Genomic DNA, 15858 nt, shown 5'->3' on the forward strand with positions numbered 1-15858 from the left:
TCAAAGCTTTTCGGCGGGAGCGGCGGCAGGCGCTGCGGGAGCGGCAGCCGTGGCTGCTGGGTCAGCGCCCTGGAGCTTGCCGCCCTGCGAGAGAACCCACTGGTCAAACTGGGCAGGAGGCAGCGCCTCGATCGCGATCGGCATGAACCCGTGACGCGCGCCGCACAGTTCAGAACACTGCCCGTAATAGACGCCCGGCTTCTCAATGGTGAAGGTCTTCTCATTGAGACGGCCAGGAACAGCGTCCATCTTCACCCAGAGCGACGGGACCGCAAAGGCGTGGATCACGTCAGCACCGGTGATGATCAGCTTGATCGGGCGGCCAGCAGGAAGAACCATGCGGTTGTCAGGCGCGAGCAGATAAGGCTCGCCATTCGCCTCGGCCTTTTCCCTGGGAAGCATGTTCGAGACATATTCAGGAATGCCGTTGTCGGGATATTCATAACCCCAATACCACTGGTAGCCGGTGACCTTCACGGTCAGCGCATCCTTGGGCGCGGGCTTGTACTGGTCAGCCAGCAGGCCGATCGAGGGCACCGCGATAACAAGGAGGATCACTACCGGAACCACGGTCCAAATCACTTCGATCAGCGTATTGTGCGATGTCTTCGACGGCACCGGATTGGCGCTGCGGCGGAAGCGGATCATCACATAGAGCATCAGGAGGGCCACGAAGACCGAAATGATCGTGATGAGCGGCAGAAGCAGCACGTCGTGCAACCAGCGAGCGGTATGACCCGTGGGGGTGAACTGTTCCTGTAGGGTGATCTCGCCGGGGCGCGGCATGCCGATGCCTTCGGTCGGCTTCATGCGGGGCGGCGCGGCAACCTTGGCCGCAGGCGCAGCCTCGGCAGCGGCCGCATTGGCGCCCGAGTCGGCCGGTGCGGCGGCATTGCCCGCAGCGGCGGCTGCGACGGCGGCATTGTCCTGCGCCAGCGCCTGACTGTTCAACACCGCAGCTGGCGCAAAGGCCAGCAACCCGGCGAGAACGAGCGATTTCACCATTTTCATAAGCGTCTTCTTACCCCGTAACCCCTTGGCGCCGCTGCAACGAAGGCGCGCGCATGCGCATCCCCCTCCGCCCGGTCGGTCTGCCGCGGCTTATAGGCATGCTTTTTTCCTGCCTCAAGCGGGCAGGAGCAGATTTTCTTCGCTGTTGCAACGCCCCGGTCGTCCGCCTATCTCGCACCTCGCGCGCAGGGGCGCGTTCATGGGCATTACCCATGTTAGAAGTTGATGTGCCAGATGGCCCCGAAATAGGCCTGGGCATATACTGATGGATCGAAGAATCGGATGACCGACGAGGAAGTACTGGCAGAATTCAGGGCCGCAGGAGCGCTGCTGGAGGGACATTTCATTCTGTCCTCGGGCCGCCGTAGCGCCAATTACCTGCAATGCGCGCGGGTATTGATGAACGCCGAACGCGCAGGCGGCCTCGCGCGCGCAGTCGTGCAGAAGCTGCCCCGCGAACTGCGGCAGGACATCGACCTTGTCGTCTCGCCTGCCATGGGCGGCCTTATCATCGGCCATGAAGTCGGTCGCGCGCTCGACAAGGATGCTGTATTTCTGGAACGGCCCGAGGGAAAGTTCGAGCTGCGGCGCGGCTTTGCCATAACACCCGGCCAAAAGGTGCTGATGGTCGAAGACGTCGTCACGACCGGGCTGTCGTCGCGCCAGGCGATCGAAGCCGTGGAAGCCGAAGGCGGCATCGTTGTCGCCGAGGTAGCGCTAGTCGATCGATCCGCAGGAGAAGTGGATCTGGGCGTCCCCTTCTACCCGCTCGTCAGCATCAATTTCCCTGTATATGAAGCAGATGATGTCCCGCCGGAACTAGCGGCCATCCCCGCGATCAAACCTGGAAGCCGGAAACAATAGGCATCATGCAGCAAACTCCCGCCCACCTGCGCCTGGGTGTCAACATCGACCATGTTGCCACCATCCGGAATGCGCGGGGGGGAGAACATCCTGATCCCGTCAAGGCGGCGTTGCTGGCCGTGAAGGCGGGGGCCGATGGCATCACGGCGCACCTGCGCGAGGACCGGCGGCACATCCGGGACGAGGACATCGCCACGCTGATGGCGGCTCTTACCGTTCCGCTGAACCTGGAAATGGCCGCAACGCGGGAGATGCTGGACATTGCATTGAAGCATCGGCCGCATGCGGCATGCATCGTCCCTGAAAAACGCGAGGAGCGGACGACCGAGGGCGGTCTGGATGCCGCCGGACAGATCGAGACGCTGCGACCGATCGTCGGCGCCTTGGGGGACGCGGGGATTCGCGTCAGCCTTTTCATCGAACCTGATTCGGCGCAAATCGAGGCAGCGATGCATCTAGGCGCTCCGGTGGTGGAGTTTCATACGGGGCGCTATGCGCATATTTCTGGCTCAGCGCGCGCGAAAGAGTTGCGGCGAATCTCAGATGCTGCGGCGCTGGCGGCCAAAAACGGTATCGAACCCCATGCTGGTCATGGCCTCACTTTCGACAATGTAGGCCCGGTGGCGGCAATTCCGCAGGTGGCCGAACTCAACATCGGCCACTTCCTGATTGGCGAGGCCATTTTCAGCGGGTTGGAAAGCAGCATCCGCGAAATGCGGCGGCAGATGGACCTGGCGCGTTGATCATCGGCCTCGGCTCCGACCTATGCAACATCGAGCGGATCCAAAATTCGCTCGATCGCTTTGGCGAGCGGTTCGAGCAGCGCGTTTTCACCGAAGTCGAACGCGCCAAGGCAAACCGCCGACCGTTCACCAAGGCCGGGACGCTCGCCAAGCGTTTCGCCGCCAAGGAAGCCTTTTCCAAAGCCGTGGGGACGGGCTTTAATCGTGGCGTGTTCATGAAGGACATCGGCGTCGTCAATCGCCCCGGCGGCGCACCGACGCTCGAGCTGACCGGCGGCGCGCTCGCACAGCTTCAAACAATGCTGCCCGATGGACACAAGGCGGTCATTCACGTCACGCTAACCGATGATCATCCATGGGCGCAGGCATTCGTCATCCTTGAGGCCCAGCCCCAGTGACCACGGCACCACCAGCATCCGAGAAGCCATCCATGACGGCAGCCGACATGAGCGAGAACGACCCGCTTTCCACAGAAGAACCGGCGGCGGCATCGCCAGCCCGAACGGACAAAAGTGCGATCGACTGGTGGCATGAGGTGAAGAGCATCGCGCTTCTGATTCTTGCGGTCCTGGCCTTTCACAGCTTCGTCGCCAAACCCTTCTACATCCCGAGCGAATCCATGATGCCGGTGCTGCTGAAGGGCGACCGGCTGGTGGTCAGCAAATTCCCGTATGGCTGGTCCTATGTTTCACCGAGTTTCCACCCCCTGCCCTTTCTGAAGGGCCGCATTTTCGGTCGCTTGCCCGAGCGGGGCGACATCGTCATCGTGTCGCCGCATAACCGGCGGGAAGACTATATAAAGCGTGTGATCGGCCTGCCGGGTGACATCATCGAGGTCCGGGGCGGACAGGTAATCCTGAACGGCACCGCTGTTCCCCAGAAGGCAATCAAGCCGGTCCTGATCCCGGTCGATGGCAACGCCCCCTGTTCCCCCACCCAGTTCCCCGGCGCCCGCATCACGGGGGCAGACGGGCGGGAATATTGTCAGCTGCCTGTCCGGCAGGAGATTCTACCGAACGGCAAAAGCTATGTGACGATCGACATGGGGCCGAGCGCGCTGGATTGGTATGGTCCGGTGCGCGTTCCACGCAACCATGTCTTCCTGATGGGTGACAACAGGGATAATAGCGCTGACAGCCGCGCGCCGCTTGAGGAGAACGGCCTTGGTGGGCCTGTCCCTTGGGAAGCGATTGGCGGACGGGCGGAGTTCATTACTTTTTCGCTCGACGGCAATTCCAGCTGGAATCCCGTTACCTGGATTCACGCGCTGCGTAGTGGCCGGGCGGGGAACAGCTTACGCCCGGAGAGCGTTCCACCCCCGAAATAATACATCTGAAGGGGCTGGTGATTGAGCGGGAAACACGTCCACATTGAGCAACCGGGTCCGAGTGAACTGCGCAGCCCGCTCGTTCAGCATGAGATAAAACGCGCCGGCGTGTGGATCGCCATGGCGGTCGCCGTCGCACTGCTGGCCTTGCTCGCGCAACCGATCATGCTCATCCTTGGAGCACTGGTCCTGACCAGCATGATGGACGGCGGCACGCGGCTACTCAGCCGTATCTTGCCGATAGGTCGAGGCTGGCGCCTCGCGATCGTGCTCCTCTCCGCCCTGCTGTTCCTAGCTTATACATTTTACCTGACAGGCGCGAGTTTGGCCGCGCAGGCGCAGGCCATGCGCACGATCGTGGAGACTCAGGTCACCCGCATCGGTGGCTGGATGCAGCAATTGGGCGTGACGACGACACCTAATGATTTCAAAAGCCTGGCGACGCAGGCTTTCAATTCGATCGGTCGGGTCACTGCGGCGGTCGGCACCGTCATGGGCGCCGTGACCAGCGGCGTAATGATGCTGGTGCTCGCGATTTTCATTGCGGTGGAGCCACGTCTCTATGAGCGCGGCGTCGCTTGGATGCTGCCCATGAGCAGCCGTTTAAGCTTCTATAATGTCGTCGACAGGATGGGTTGGACGCTACGACGTTTGATGTTCGGCCGACTGATTGGCATGGCGGTAGAGGGCGTTGGAACTTGGCTGCTGCTGCTCGCGGGGGGTGTCCCAATGGCTGGCCTGCTGGGAATCCTGACCGGGCTGTTCGCTTTTCTGCCGAACATCGGGTCGATCATATCGGGCGTATTGATCGTGCTCGTCGGATTTTCGGCGGGGGTGGACGCCGGGATCTACGCCTTTTTCGTGTATCTAGTAGTGCAGATCGTCGATGGTTACCTGATCGTTCCCATGGTGGCGAAGCGGGCAACCGACCTTGCCCCCGCGCTGGTCCTGGCCGCGCAGATATTGTTCGGCGCGCTGTTTGGAATAATGGGCCTGTTCCTGGCCGACCCGATCGTGGCGATGATCAAGGTCTATCTGGAGGAACGGTCCAAGGCGATGAACGATGGTTCCGAATCAAAGGGGATCGTCGTCGCCGAATAAAAAAAGGGTCCGAAAACCGGACCCTTCTATTCTTTACATTTCGGCGATGCGATCAGCGGCCGGGAAGCGGCGGAGGAGCCGCGCCCTGCTGCATCATCTGCTGCATCCGCATGATGTCTGCCTTCGATTTGAAATCGTGCAGTTGAACATCGAAGACCAGCACGGAATTGGCGGGGATAGGTCCAGCCGCCTGCTCACCATAGCCGAGCTGCGGCGGGATCCAGAGACGGTACTTGCCGCCCTTCTTCATCTTTTGCAGACCTTCGGAAAAGCCCGGCACAACGCCATCGACCGGCATCGCGGTCTGGGCATTTTCGTCGAAGACAGTGCCATCGAGCAAAGTGCCCTTATATCCAACCAGCGCCACGTCCGCTGCGGTGGGGCTGGGGCCAGTGCCCTCTTCCAGAACCTTGTACTGGAGGCCCGATTCGGTCGTGACTACACCTTCCTCCCCGGCATTGCGGGCGAGGTAGCTGGCAGGCGAAGGCTCGACCCCGCGCTGCCCGGCCCAGGCCAAGCCACCCGCGGCGATCGCCACGGCGGCAACACCGATCCAGAGACGCGTCAGCGACCCCTTGGCGATGGGACGAAGGGGAACAGCGGTCGTGGACATGGACCTAAGCCTCGCAGATGCGGATGATCAGCAGAAAGAGGCGGAGAACCGCCGCCCCTTAAAAACGAACGTCTTAACGAACGCCGTCACGCTCAGCGCGCTTGCGCTCCAGCTTGCGCGCGCGGCGAACCGCAGCGGCCTTTTCGCGGGCGCGCTTTTCCGAGGGCTTTTCGTAGTGACGGCGCAGCTTCATCTCGCGATACACGCCCTCACGCTGCAGCTTCTTCTTGAGCGCGCGCAGGGCCTGGTCGACATTGTTGTCGCGAACGATGATTTGCATAATCCAGTCAAACTCCAGTCGAAAACGGGCGGTTCGTCAGGAAAAAAACCCTTCCCGACGGGCCTACCGAAAGTAATAGCGATGAGTCGTCGCAGGGCAGCCTGCGCCGTGTGGGGCGCGCCCTACCAGCAGAGTCGGCCAAATTCAACCCCAAAGCCGTTTCGCTCGACAGCAGCGCCGCCGGGGAGGATAGTTACGGCGACAGGGTATAGGAGGACCACCATGGCAACCGCCGCTTCCGCTGATGACATGCCCATCGAAGAATGGAAAGCGCGCCAGCAACTTGCTGCATGCTACCGCATATTTGACCACATGGGATGGTCAGAACTTATCTACAATCATATCACGCTGCGCGTGCCCGGCGACGACAGCGCGTTCCTGATCAACCCGTTCGGCTTGCTTTATTCCGAGGTGACGGCGTCCAACCTCGTCAAGATCGACATTGACGGGCACATATTGGACGGCAGTCCCTATCCAGTGAACCGCGCCGGTTTTACCCAGCACAGCGTCTTCCACCGCCGCCTGCCCGATGCCCATTGCGTCATTCATACGCACACGACCGCCGCCATGGCGGTCAGCGCGACACAGGAGGGGCTGCGTCCCACCAATTTCTATGCCGCCGCCTTTGCCGGGCGAATCGCCTATCACGATTTTGAAGGCATCACCCTGCGCCGTGAAGAAGGCGAGAGACTTATCGCCAATCTTGGTGACCGGCGGTTGATGATGCTGCGCAACCACGGCACGCTGGTCATGGCGGACACCCTTCCCAAGGCATTCCTCATGCATTGGATGCTTCAGCGCGCCTGCGAGATACAGGTAGCGACGGGTTCGGCAGGCACCCCGGTCGACATTCCGGACGAAGTGATTGCCGTGCATCAACGCGATATCAGCGGTGTGCAGTTGCCTGTTGGACCGGGCGTTCCCGATTTTGAAGCAATGGTTCGGTTGATCGATCGGATCGATCCAGGATGGAAAAACTGATGTCCGACTCAACGCGATTTGCAATCTGGATCAACGACAAGCGGAGAAAAAGAACATAGCGTGAACTAATGACTGCCCTTTCCATTCCGCAGAAATTGAAAATCCTCGCCGACGCGGCCAAATATGATGCATCATGCGCATCCTCCGGAACGAAGAAGCGCGATAGCCTGTCAGGGCAGAAGGGCGGCTTGGGTTCGACCGAAGGCATGGGCATCTGCCATGCCTACGCACCTGACGGACGATGCATATCGCTGCTCAAGATTTTGCTGACGAACAGTTGTATCTTTGATTGCCACTATTGCATCAATCGCCGGTCGAGCGACGTTCGCCGGGCGCGCTTCACTGTGGGCGAAGTGGTCGAACTGACGCTGAGCTTTTACCGGCGCAATTATATCGAGGGACTTTTCCTGTCCTCCGGGATCATACGATCGCCCGATTATACGATGGAACAGCTGGTGGGCGTTGCCCGAGCGTTGCGGGAAGAGCATGACTTTCGCGGTTATATTCATCTCAAGACGATCCCTGATGCCGATCCGGAACTGACGCATCAGGCCGGTCTTTTTGCTGACCGGCTGTCGATCAATGTCGAGATGCCGACCGAGCAGGGGCTTCGACGACTGGCGCCCGAAAAGGATGGAACACGGATCGAAGGCGCGATGAGCGGGCTGCGCACAGCCATCGAAGATACGCGCGATGCGAGAAAGCGCTACCGCCACGCGCCGCGATTTGCCCCCGCAGGACAATCCACGCAGATGATCATAGGGGCCGACGGAGCAGATGACCGGGCCATCATCCGGCGTGCGCGATCTCTATATGACCGCCATGCTCTACGGCGCGTCTATTACAGCGCCTTTTCGCCCATTCCCTCGCCGAGCAGCGTCCTTCCGTTAAAGCGTCCTCCACTGCTGCGCGAACACCGCCTGTATCAGTCGGACTGGATGATGCGCTTTTATGGTTTTTCAGTGGATGATCTTGAGCAAGCGACCGACCCCGCAACGGGGCATTTGCCCCTCGACATTGATCCCAAGCTGGCCTGGGCCTTGCGGCACCGGGCCATATTTCCGGTAGATGTGAACCGCGCGCCGCGTGAGATGTTGCTGCGCGTGCCGGGCCTTGGCGTAAAAGCCGTCGATCGCATATTGGCGAGCCGCAGGGTCCGCCGCCTTCGGCTGGATGATGTCGCGCGGGTGACAAATTCGATTGCCAAGCTGCGGCCCTTTTTGGTCGCCAGCGATTGGAGGCCGGTTCACCTCACCGACAAGGCAGACCTTCAACGGCAGCTCACCCCTCCCCCTTCGCAACTGGAGCTTTTCGACTGACGGTAGTTTTCCTTATTGATAAGTCCGGCACTTCGTGATTTCTTGAGATTCAATAAAAATCGAGGGGAAGGCGCTGGTGGCAACGGCATTCAACAATGATTCCGCACGATCTCATGGCGGGCGGTATGCCAAGCGCATGAGCAGCCATCTGGCTATTGCGCTTGTTGTTTTTTGCCTTCTTCAAATTGGCATCGTCGCCAGGATGGGCGGCTCGCTGGTGCTACACCTCGCCCTGATCATCGCAATCGGCGGCTTTGCAATGGTGGCGAGGGACATGGAACGCCGGTGGGAATTACTGGATGAGAGCGGCCTGTCGATGTCGGGCCTGGACCTTCGCTTTCGCAGAGATGTAGCACAGGTGTGGCTGACGAGCATCGCCAGCAGCCTGCTATGGATTCCCGTCGCCATCATCTTCCGCTTCCTGTTCGGCTGAACCAGCGGACCCAAAGCTCCTCGCCTTTCGTTGTGCCCTCTAAATCAAGAGGAGCACATCATGGCCAATGCCACGATTTTCGACAAACTGAAGCAAGATCATGACGCCCATCGCCAGCTGTTTGAGAAAATGGCTGACGTGAAGGAGGATAATGATCGGCTGGAGAAGCTGTTCGAGCAGTTCCGTGTGGAAGTCACCGCACATGCGGCGGCGGAGGAAGAAACGCTATATGCAACGATGCTCGCCCGTCCCGACCTGCGCGAAGATGCACAGCATAGTGTAGCCGAGCATAAGGAAATCGACGATTATCTGGAGGAGCTGCAGGAGCAGCCCTTCAACGGCCCTGAATGGCGGGAAACCTTCGCCAACCTGAAGAAGCGTTATCTCCACCATATCGAGGAGGAGGAAGAGGAGATGTTTCCCGATGCGGCTGCGGAGTTGACGGATGAAGAGGAACTGAAACTCGCCGCCACCTTTGCCCGGCGCAAGCCCGCCGAATTGGAGCGAGCGGAATCGTCGGATTGATCTCTCATGTATCAGGTGCTGCTGAGCAGGCCGGATGATTTCGACGGGTGGCGCAATGCCGCCCGTCGCTTCGCTTTGGCTGCTGTGCCTGCTCACGATATTGATTGGCGGGTCGAAGGAGAAGGCGGGTCGATGCTGGCCTTCGATCCGCCGCCTCCGGAAGATGGCGGCGGAGCATTTTCAGTGCCGCGCGCCTTTCTGGACTTGGCCGAGAGCGTAATACTGCATCAGGATGAAGAGCGCTTCGCCTTGCTCTACGCCCTTTTGATCGAAGTGCGACAAAGCCCCGCACGCCTGGACGATAAAGCCGATCCCCTGGTCCGCCGTGTCGAGATGCTGGCAAAAGCAGTTCGGCGCGACATGCATAAGATGCGCGCTTTTGTCCGATTCCGCGAAATGCAGGATGATGACGGCGCCCGTTTCGTCGCCTGGTTCGAGCCTGATCATCATATCGTCCGCGCGAATGCCGGGTTTTTCGTGCGACGTTTCGCCTCGATGCACTGGTCGATCCTGACGCCCGAACTCAGTATCCATTGGGATGGCGAAAGGTTGGAAGAAAGTCCCGGCGCTTCAAAGACAGATGCGCCGGGCGGCGACCCGGTCGAGGAAATCTGGAAAGGCTATTATGCTGCGACATTCAACCCCGCCCGGCTCAAGCAGCGAGCCATGCTGTCCGAGATGCCCAAGAAATACTGGCGCAACCTGCCGGAGGCGGCCCTTATCCCCGACCTTGTTGCCGGGGCACAGGCACGGGAAGCGGCCATGATCGCCACTCCACCCAAAATACCTGCCCGCGCCAGCAACGCGGCTGCCGCTTGGACGAGATTGCGCGAGGAGGCGATGGGCTGCACCCGCTGCCACCTTTATTGTGACGCCACGCAGACTGTGTTCGGCGAAGGCCCCATCGATGCGCCCCTGGTTCTCGTGGGGGAACAGCCGGGCGATCAGGAAGATATTGCCGGGCGCCCCTTCGTAGGCCCGGCGGGCCAGTTGCTGGACCAAGCGTTAGAGGAAGCCCGGATCGATCGCGCGAGCGTCTATGTCACGAACGCCGTCAAGCATTTCAAGCATGAGCGGCGGGGCAAGAGGCGCATTCACCAGACGCCTGACACACCCGAGATTGCTGCCTGCCGCTGGTGGCTGGATCAGGAGTTGGCCCTCGTTCGTCCGCGCGTCGTCGTCGCTCTGGGCGCAACTGCCGCGCGCGCCATATTGGGCAAGGCCGTGACGATCAGCCGCACGCGAGGCGCGCCGATTCCACTGGAAAACAGCACCGAAGCTTGGGTGACCGTGCATCCGAGTTTCCTGCTGCGCATACCCGATGAAGCACGGAAGGCGGCCGAGCGAGCGCGCTTTGTCGCAGATTTGCGAGAGATAGGAGAGCGGGTAAGGACGTTAAGCCGATGATCATTGCTTGACCGACGATCCTGCCCCGGCAACATCGCGGATGTTCATGCCGGAGGATTTTAGCGCTTCATGTCCATCGCCTATCTCAATGGCCAGTTCCTGCCGCTCGCCGAAGCGCGGGTCTCGGTGCTGGATCGCGGCTTTCTGTTCGCCGAGGCCGTTTATGAGGTGACGGCCGTCCTTGATGGCAGACTGATTGACAGCGCGTCGCACTTGGTGCGGCTTGAACGTTCGGCGGCCGCGATAGGGCTTAGCCTTCCCGTCTCCCTTGCCGAGATTGAAGCGGTGCAGAAGGAATTGGCGGCGCGCAATGATCTCGAAGAGGGCTTGATCTATCTGCAACTGACGCGGGGCGCTGACGCAGGGCGCGACTTCCTGCCATCATCGGCTTTGCAGCCAACGCTTGTGATGTTCACACACGCCAAGCGCTTTCTCGATTCTCCCGATGTGCAGAACGGCATCGCGGTTGTCACGACACCCGACCTGCGGTGGGCGCGGCGCGACATCAAGAGTGTCGGTCTGCTGGCTCAAGCGATGGCAAAACGGATCGCGGCCGAGGCCGGGGCACAGGAAGCCTGGATGGTGGAGGACGGTTTCATAACCGAAGGCGCCTCTTCCACGGCCTTTCTGGTCACGGATGAAGGCATCATCACCCGCCCTTATTCGCAGGTCGTGCTTGCCGGATGCACCGGCGCCGCACTGACCGCTCTGGCCGAAGAAAGCGGCCTGAATATTGTCCATCGCCCCTTTTCCGTGGCGGAAGCCAAGGAAGCCCGCGAAGCCTTCATCACCAGTGCATCGACACTCTGCCAGGCGGTCGTGCGTATCGACGGGACCAAGATCGGCGATGGCACCCCCGGCCCGGTCGCCACCCGGCTACGCCAGTTCTACATCGATTTCGCACGCCGGACGGCGGTCTGAAGCGACAACCTGGGATAACAACATCCATTTTGGATGGGTTGCCTCTTCTCCATCGCCTCCCGCCATTTCGGCGAAAAGCCAAACCATTTTGGCGGCAGCGAGGGCCGAGGCTCGTGAAATTGGGCGGGCCAGCAGAATGACCGGGCAATAAAGGGAAGCTGGCATGTCCGATCCGGAGGAAAGAGCAGGCGCGCCGCCGCAATATTGCGATAGGTTCGGAACAAAGCAGGGACAGGAGTAACAGGTGGAAATGGATCGCCCCCGGACTGAATTTGGATCCAGCAGCGAGGAAATCTATGGGATGAGAGACCCTCGCGCGGGACTCCTCATTCTGGCGGACGACGTCTTTCTGGACGATGTCGCAGGATTGGCGGAGGCCGCCCAGTTCCGGCTCCTCGATATCGTGCCGCTGGATCAGGCGATGCTTCGGCTCGACATGCAGGTGGGGTGCGACGTCATTCTGCTCTTCTGCACAAACCCGTCCGCATTGCTCGAGCGATTGTTGGTGCAGGTGGAGACGCTGGCGGTGCAGAATGACCTGTCCGTCATTCTGGTTGCCGGTCTCGACACAATCGATCTTGCCTTCGCCTGCATGCGGAGCGACCGCACGCAACTGCTCTGCACGCCGGATCACACCGACCTCGCCGCCGCTTTGCTGACTGCCGGGGGAACGACGCCGCAGCGCACGGTTCATGAGGTCAATCAGGAAAGCGAGGGCGTCCGCCTGCAACAGCTGAGCGAAGAGGTCAGCCGCCTTGCGCGGACGCTGGAGGCGCTGACATCGCGACCGCGCCACGCGACCCCCTCCTTCGCATTGGGGCCTCGCATATCCGATCGGGCAAGCGATTATATCGGCATGCCGACCGTGGAGACGATAGGTAATCAGCCAGCCGCCGCCGACGAAGTAGCGCTGGGCGCCGCGCAGGTACGGGACATGCTGCGCGCGCGGCGGCTGCGCGAGGATTTCCTGCCTGGAGAACTGTTTGCGGATCCCGCATGGGACATGCTGCTGGATCTGCTGGCGGCGCGTCTGGAGCAGGAGCGCGTGTCCGTTTCCAGCCTGTGCATCGCGTCGGCAGTGCCGCCCACCACAGCACTGCGCTGGATTCGAACGCTGACAGACAAGGGCATCGTTCATCGGCAGGCCGATCCGCATGATGGCCGCCGTGTGTTCATCGCCCTTGCGGAAGAGACGGCCCAAGCCCTTACACGCTGGTTCATGGCCAGCCGCCGTTTTCTTTGTGCGTGACTCGTTGATCATCAACGCTTGACCCGCGCGCTGATTGGCCTAGATAGGCGCGCTCCGGCTGCACCGGCATGGATGCGGTATCGGGCGATTAGCTCAGTTGGTAGAGCGTCTCGTTTACACCGAGAATGTCGGCGGTTCGAGCCCGTCATCGCCCACCATCCCTTATGCTGCCAGAAAGCCGTGCCGGATATTGCGGTGCGATGGAGCCGCTGCTAATCGACGCCATCATGATACAGCCGCCTGAAATTCTTCGAGTCACCAAAGCCCGCGTCTCATGCGACGGGTCAGGCGACATTCCCGCCGCTCTGGGTCACCCGCGCGTGTTCCTGGAGATTGACGAACATGGCTATGTCGATTGCGGTTATTGCGACAAGCGCTTCGTCCTGATTAGCGGTCCTGCGGATACGCCGGAAGTTGCGGGCCTGCCTGACATTTCGTCCGGCGCGAGCCTATAAAGAAGCGCCCTTCGAATTTGATTGGGCTTGGGCTGTGTCGCTCCTATATCGGGCGGCATGACTGACATCGCTTCCCAGTTCACCGATGCGCGCGGCCTTCTCTACCGGCCGGGCTTGCTTGATCCCGATGGCGCGCAGCGGCTGACGGCGCAGGCGCTCACCAATTGTGATGATGGCGAGCTCTATCTGCAATATCGCGCCAGCGAGAGTTTCGGGTTCGACGATGGAAGGCTGAAAACAGCCGATTATTCGACCGATGCGGGCTTTGGCCTGCGCGGCGTATCGGGCGAGATGACGGGCTTTGCCCATGCCAACGATATCAGCGAAGCAGCGATTCGCCGGGCGGCCGAAACGCTGACCTTGTTGGACCCGGCCATGGGCCAGCCCGCTCCGCCGCCGCAGCGGACCAACCGGCATCTTTATACAGACGCCAACCCTCTGGACATCGTCCCGTTCGCCGAAAAGGTGACGCTGTGCGCTGCCATTGATGCGGCGGCGCGAGCTCGTGATCCCCGCGTCGCGCAGGTTTCGGTCAGTCTGGCCGGGAGCTGGTCGGTTGTGGAAATCGTCCGTGCCGATGGCTTTACCGCTACCGACGTCCGGCCGCTGGTACGGCTGAATGTCTCCCTGATTCTTGAAGAAAATGGCCGCCGCGAAACCGGCAGCTTCGGTATTGGCGGACGCTATCTCTACGATCAGGTGATGGATTCCGCGATATGGAACCGGGCCATCGACGAGGCACTGGCACAAGCGAGAGTGAACATGCGATCCGTCGCTGCGCCTGCGGGCGAAATGACGGTGCTGCTGGGGCCGGGCTGGCCGGGCGTACTGGTGCATGAGGCGATCGGCCATGGCCTTGAGGGTGATTTCAGCCGTAAGGGCACCAGCGCCTTTTCCGGCCGGATCGGCGAGCGCGTTGCCGCTCCCGGCGTCACGGTGGTGGATGACGGATCGATCCTCAGCCGCCGTGGATCGCTCTCGATCGATGACGAAGGCACGCCCACACGAGAGAATGTCCTTATCGAGGATGGCATCCTTAAAGGCTATATGCAGGATCGCCTCAACGCCCGGCTTATGGGCGTGGAACCCACGGGCAACGGGCGTCGCGAAAGCTATGCCCATGCGCCGATGCCGCGCATGACCAACACGTTCATCAAAGGCGGCCATGATGATCCTGAGGAATTGCTGTCCCGCATGGGTTCCGGCATTTTCGCCAAGAGCTTTGGCGGAGGTCAGGTCGATATCGTCTCAGGCAAATTCGTCTTTTCCTGCACCGAGGCCTACAAGGTCGAGAATGGAAAGCTGGGCGACCCAATCAAGGGGGCAACGTTAATAGGGGACGGGCCAACGGCGCTAACCAAGGTGGTCGGCATCGGCAATGACTGGGCTCTGGATGAGGGCGTCGGCATGTGCGGTAAGGGTGGACAGAGCGTTCCAGCGGGCGTCGGGCAGCCGACGCTGCTGATCGAAGGGCTGACGGTTGGCGGCACGGCGACCTGACATCCTCGCGCCGTGGGCTGCGGAACCTGCGGCCCACTGCTTCTTTTTCCTTGTATGAACATGCTTACGGACAGCCATGACGCCGTGACCGCCGATTGGGCGGCTGCCCTGCTGGACTTCTGGTTCAATCAGGTCGGGGAGGAGGGCTGGTGGAAGCATGACCCGAAGCTGGACCAACAGTGCGCGACGCGCTTTTGCGAGCTGTGGGAGGAAAAACGCAAGTTGGCCGCCGAAACATTCCTTGATCGGGCTGATGACGCATTGGCGGCAGTCCTGCTATTCGATCAGTTACCGCGTAATATGTTCCGCGGCACCGCCGAGGCGTTCAAAACTGACGAACTCGCTCGAAGCGTCGCGCGCGGCGCCATTGCGCATGGCTATGACATCCAGATTGGCGGCGCGGGCCGCAGGTTTTTCTACATGCCGTTCCAGCATAGCGAAGATATCGACGATCAGAATCTGTCACTTAGTCTGTTCGAGGCAGCAGGCGATGCGCAGTCCTTGGAATATGCCCGTCAGCATCACGACGTCATCGCCCGCTTTGGCCGGTTCCCGCATCGAAACGCTACGATTGGGCGGCCAACTTTGCCGGAGGAAAAAGACGCCGTCCATATGACGGCCAACTGGTAGGGAAAAGCTGCCCAATTTTTGGGCAGCGTAGGCAGACTGCCCATTTTTTTGGCGGGTGGTGTTTAAGGCCAGTCTAAAAAGCACGCTTTTAAACGGCGCTGACCAATTGGCACGCCTCTTGCTGGAATGTCGCCGCACACCATTAACAGGGGGCGACATGAAACTTGTCATGGCTATCATCAAGCCGTTCAAGCTTGACGATGTCCGCGAGGCACTCTCCTCGCTAGGCATCGCCGGCATGACGGTGAGCGAGGTGAAAGGCTTCGGCCGCCAGAAGGGGCAAACCGAAATCTACCGGGGCGCCGAATATTCCACGAACATGGTTCCGAAAATCAAGATCGAGGTCGTCTGCGATGACGATCTTGCACCGCGCGTAGTCGAAGCGGTCCAGGCGGCCGCCAATTCCGGCGCGATCGGCGATGGCAAGATCTTCGTTCTCGATGTCGGTCAGGCCGTGCGCATCCGCACCGGCGAGACCGGCGAAACCGCGCTGTAAGAA

At 60.7% G+C, this 15858-nt stretch carries 19 protein-coding genes and 1 tRNA gene; 17 read left to right on the forward strand and 3 right to left on the reverse strand.

The features are described from left to right. Positions 1–1011 (reverse strand): cytochrome c oxidase subunit II, encoded by a 1011-nt coding sequence (coxB, locus tag ACZ5TH_RS10100; protein WP_464793814.1) that lies wholly within the window; start codon positions 1009–1011, stop codon positions 1–3. 282 nt (positions 1012–1293) lie between these two features. On the opposite strand from coxB, the gene pyrE reads away from it, so the two are divergent. From pyrE to ACZ5TH_RS10125, 5 genes are read left to right on the forward strand one after another with little or no spacing between them, the layout of a single operon-like run. Further along, positions 1294–1875 carry an orotate phosphoribosyltransferase gene (pyrE, locus tag ACZ5TH_RS10105; protein WP_449474318.1) on the forward strand — a complete coding sequence of 194 codons (582 nt, stop codon included), beginning with the start codon at positions 1294–1296 and terminating at the stop codon, positions 1873–1875. Positions 1876–1880: 5 nt separating this feature from the next. Next, positions 1881–2618: a pyridoxine 5'-phosphate synthase gene (locus ACZ5TH_RS10110; protein ID WP_464793815.1), complete on the forward strand. Its 738-nt coding sequence runs from the start codon at positions 1881–1883 to the stop codon at positions 2616–2618. Next, entirely contained in the window at positions 2615–3016 is a 402-nt protein-coding gene (gene acpS, locus ACZ5TH_RS10115; protein ID WP_196224700.1) for a holo-ACP synthase, read from the forward strand. The genes ACZ5TH_RS10110 and acpS overlap by 4 nt, the downstream gene beginning before the upstream one ends. Positions 3017–3048: 32 nt before the next feature. Further along, entirely contained in the window at positions 3049–3945 is an 897-nt protein-coding gene (gene lepB, locus ACZ5TH_RS10120) for a signal peptidase I (RefSeq protein ID WP_464793816.1), read from the forward strand. A gap of 21 nt (positions 3946–3966) precedes the next feature. Then, positions 3967–5046 carry an AI-2E family transporter gene (locus ACZ5TH_RS10125; protein ID WP_464793817.1) on the forward strand — a complete coding sequence of 360 codons (1080 nt, stop codon included), beginning with the start codon at positions 3967–3969 and terminating at the stop codon, positions 5044–5046. Positions 5047–5098: 52 nt separating this feature from the next. Here ACZ5TH_RS10125 and ACZ5TH_RS10130 read toward each other — a convergent pair whose 3' ends face one another. Both ACZ5TH_RS10130 and rpsU read right to left on the reverse strand, forming a co-directional pair. Beyond that, a complete protein-coding gene (locus ACZ5TH_RS10130) occupies positions 5099–5659 on the reverse strand; it encodes an FKBP-type peptidyl-prolyl cis-trans isomerase (protein ID WP_449474321.1) in 561 nt (186 codons plus the stop codon). Positions 5660–5732: 73 nt separating this feature from the next. Further along, positions 5733–5939 (reverse strand): 30S ribosomal protein S21, encoded by a 207-nt coding sequence (gene rpsU / locus ACZ5TH_RS10135; protein ID WP_004208618.1) that lies wholly within the window; start codon positions 5937–5939, stop codon positions 5733–5735. 222 nt (positions 5940–6161) lie between these two features. Here rpsU and ACZ5TH_RS10140 point away from each other — a divergent pair, with 222 nt between their 5' ends. The 12 genes from ACZ5TH_RS10140 (at position 6162) to ACZ5TH_RS10195 (ending at position 15855) form a co-directional block, all read left to right on the forward strand. Further along, the gene (locus tag ACZ5TH_RS10140) at positions 6162–6920 is read left to right on the forward strand and encodes a class II aldolase/adducin family protein (RefSeq protein ID WP_464793818.1); all 759 of its coding nucleotides are present in this window, start codon (positions 6162–6164) and stop codon (positions 6918–6920) included. A 68-nt stretch (positions 6921–6988) separates the two neighbouring features. Further along, positions 6989–8239 carry a putative DNA modification/repair radical SAM protein gene (locus ACZ5TH_RS10145; RefSeq protein WP_464793819.1) on the forward strand — a complete coding sequence of 417 codons (1251 nt, stop codon included), beginning with the start codon at positions 6989–6991 and terminating at the stop codon, positions 8237–8239. Positions 8240–8315: 76 nt separating this feature from the next. Further along, a complete protein-coding gene (locus ACZ5TH_RS10150) occupies positions 8316–8672 on the forward strand; it encodes a hypothetical protein (RefSeq protein WP_449474688.1) in 357 nt (118 codons plus the stop codon). Between the two features lie 60 nt (positions 8673–8732). Continuing rightward, positions 8733–9197: a hemerythrin domain-containing protein gene (locus ACZ5TH_RS10155; protein WP_464793820.1), complete on the forward strand. Its 465-nt coding sequence runs from the start codon at positions 8733–8735 to the stop codon at positions 9195–9197. Positions 9198–9203: 6 nt separating this feature from the next. Then, entirely contained in the window at positions 9204–10604 is a 1401-nt protein-coding gene (locus tag ACZ5TH_RS10160) for a UdgX family uracil-DNA binding protein (protein ID WP_464793821.1), read from the forward strand. Positions 10605–10673: 69 nt separating this feature from the next. Continuing rightward, a complete protein-coding gene (locus ACZ5TH_RS10165) occupies positions 10674–11525 on the forward strand; it encodes a D-amino-acid transaminase (RefSeq protein WP_464793822.1) in 852 nt (283 codons plus the stop codon). A 301-nt stretch (positions 11526–11826) separates the two neighbouring features. Beyond that, positions 11827–12774: a MarR family transcriptional regulator gene (locus tag ACZ5TH_RS10170; RefSeq protein ID WP_464793823.1), complete on the forward strand. Its 948-nt coding sequence runs from the start codon at positions 11827–11829 to the stop codon at positions 12772–12774. An 82-nt stretch (positions 12775–12856) separates the two neighbouring features. Then, positions 12857–12932, forward strand: a tRNA-Val gene (locus ACZ5TH_RS10175). A gap of 69 nt (positions 12933–13001) precedes the next feature. Continuing rightward, the gene (locus tag ACZ5TH_RS10180) at positions 13002–13229 is read left to right on the forward strand and encodes a zinc-finger domain-containing protein (RefSeq protein ID WP_464795095.1); all 228 of its coding nucleotides are present in this window, start codon (positions 13002–13004) and stop codon (positions 13227–13229) included. Between the two features lie 57 nt (positions 13230–13286). Further along, positions 13287–14729 carry a metalloprotease TldD gene (gene tldD, locus ACZ5TH_RS10185; RefSeq protein ID WP_464793824.1) on the forward strand — a complete coding sequence of 481 codons (1443 nt, stop codon included), beginning with the start codon at positions 13287–13289 and terminating at the stop codon, positions 14727–14729. A gap of 54 nt (positions 14730–14783) precedes the next feature. Further along, positions 14784–15359 carry a DUF924 family protein gene (locus tag ACZ5TH_RS10190; RefSeq protein WP_464793825.1) on the forward strand — a complete coding sequence of 192 codons (576 nt, stop codon included), beginning with the start codon at positions 14784–14786 and terminating at the stop codon, positions 15357–15359. Between the two features lie 157 nt (positions 15360–15516). After that, positions 15517–15855 (forward strand): P-II family nitrogen regulator, encoded by a 339-nt coding sequence (locus ACZ5TH_RS10195; RefSeq protein ID WP_196224712.1) that lies wholly within the window; start codon positions 15517–15519, stop codon positions 15853–15855. The last annotated feature ends 3 nt before the right edge of the window (positions 15856–15858 follow it).

This window comes from Sphingobium sp. TomTYG73, from assembly GCF_055394245.1.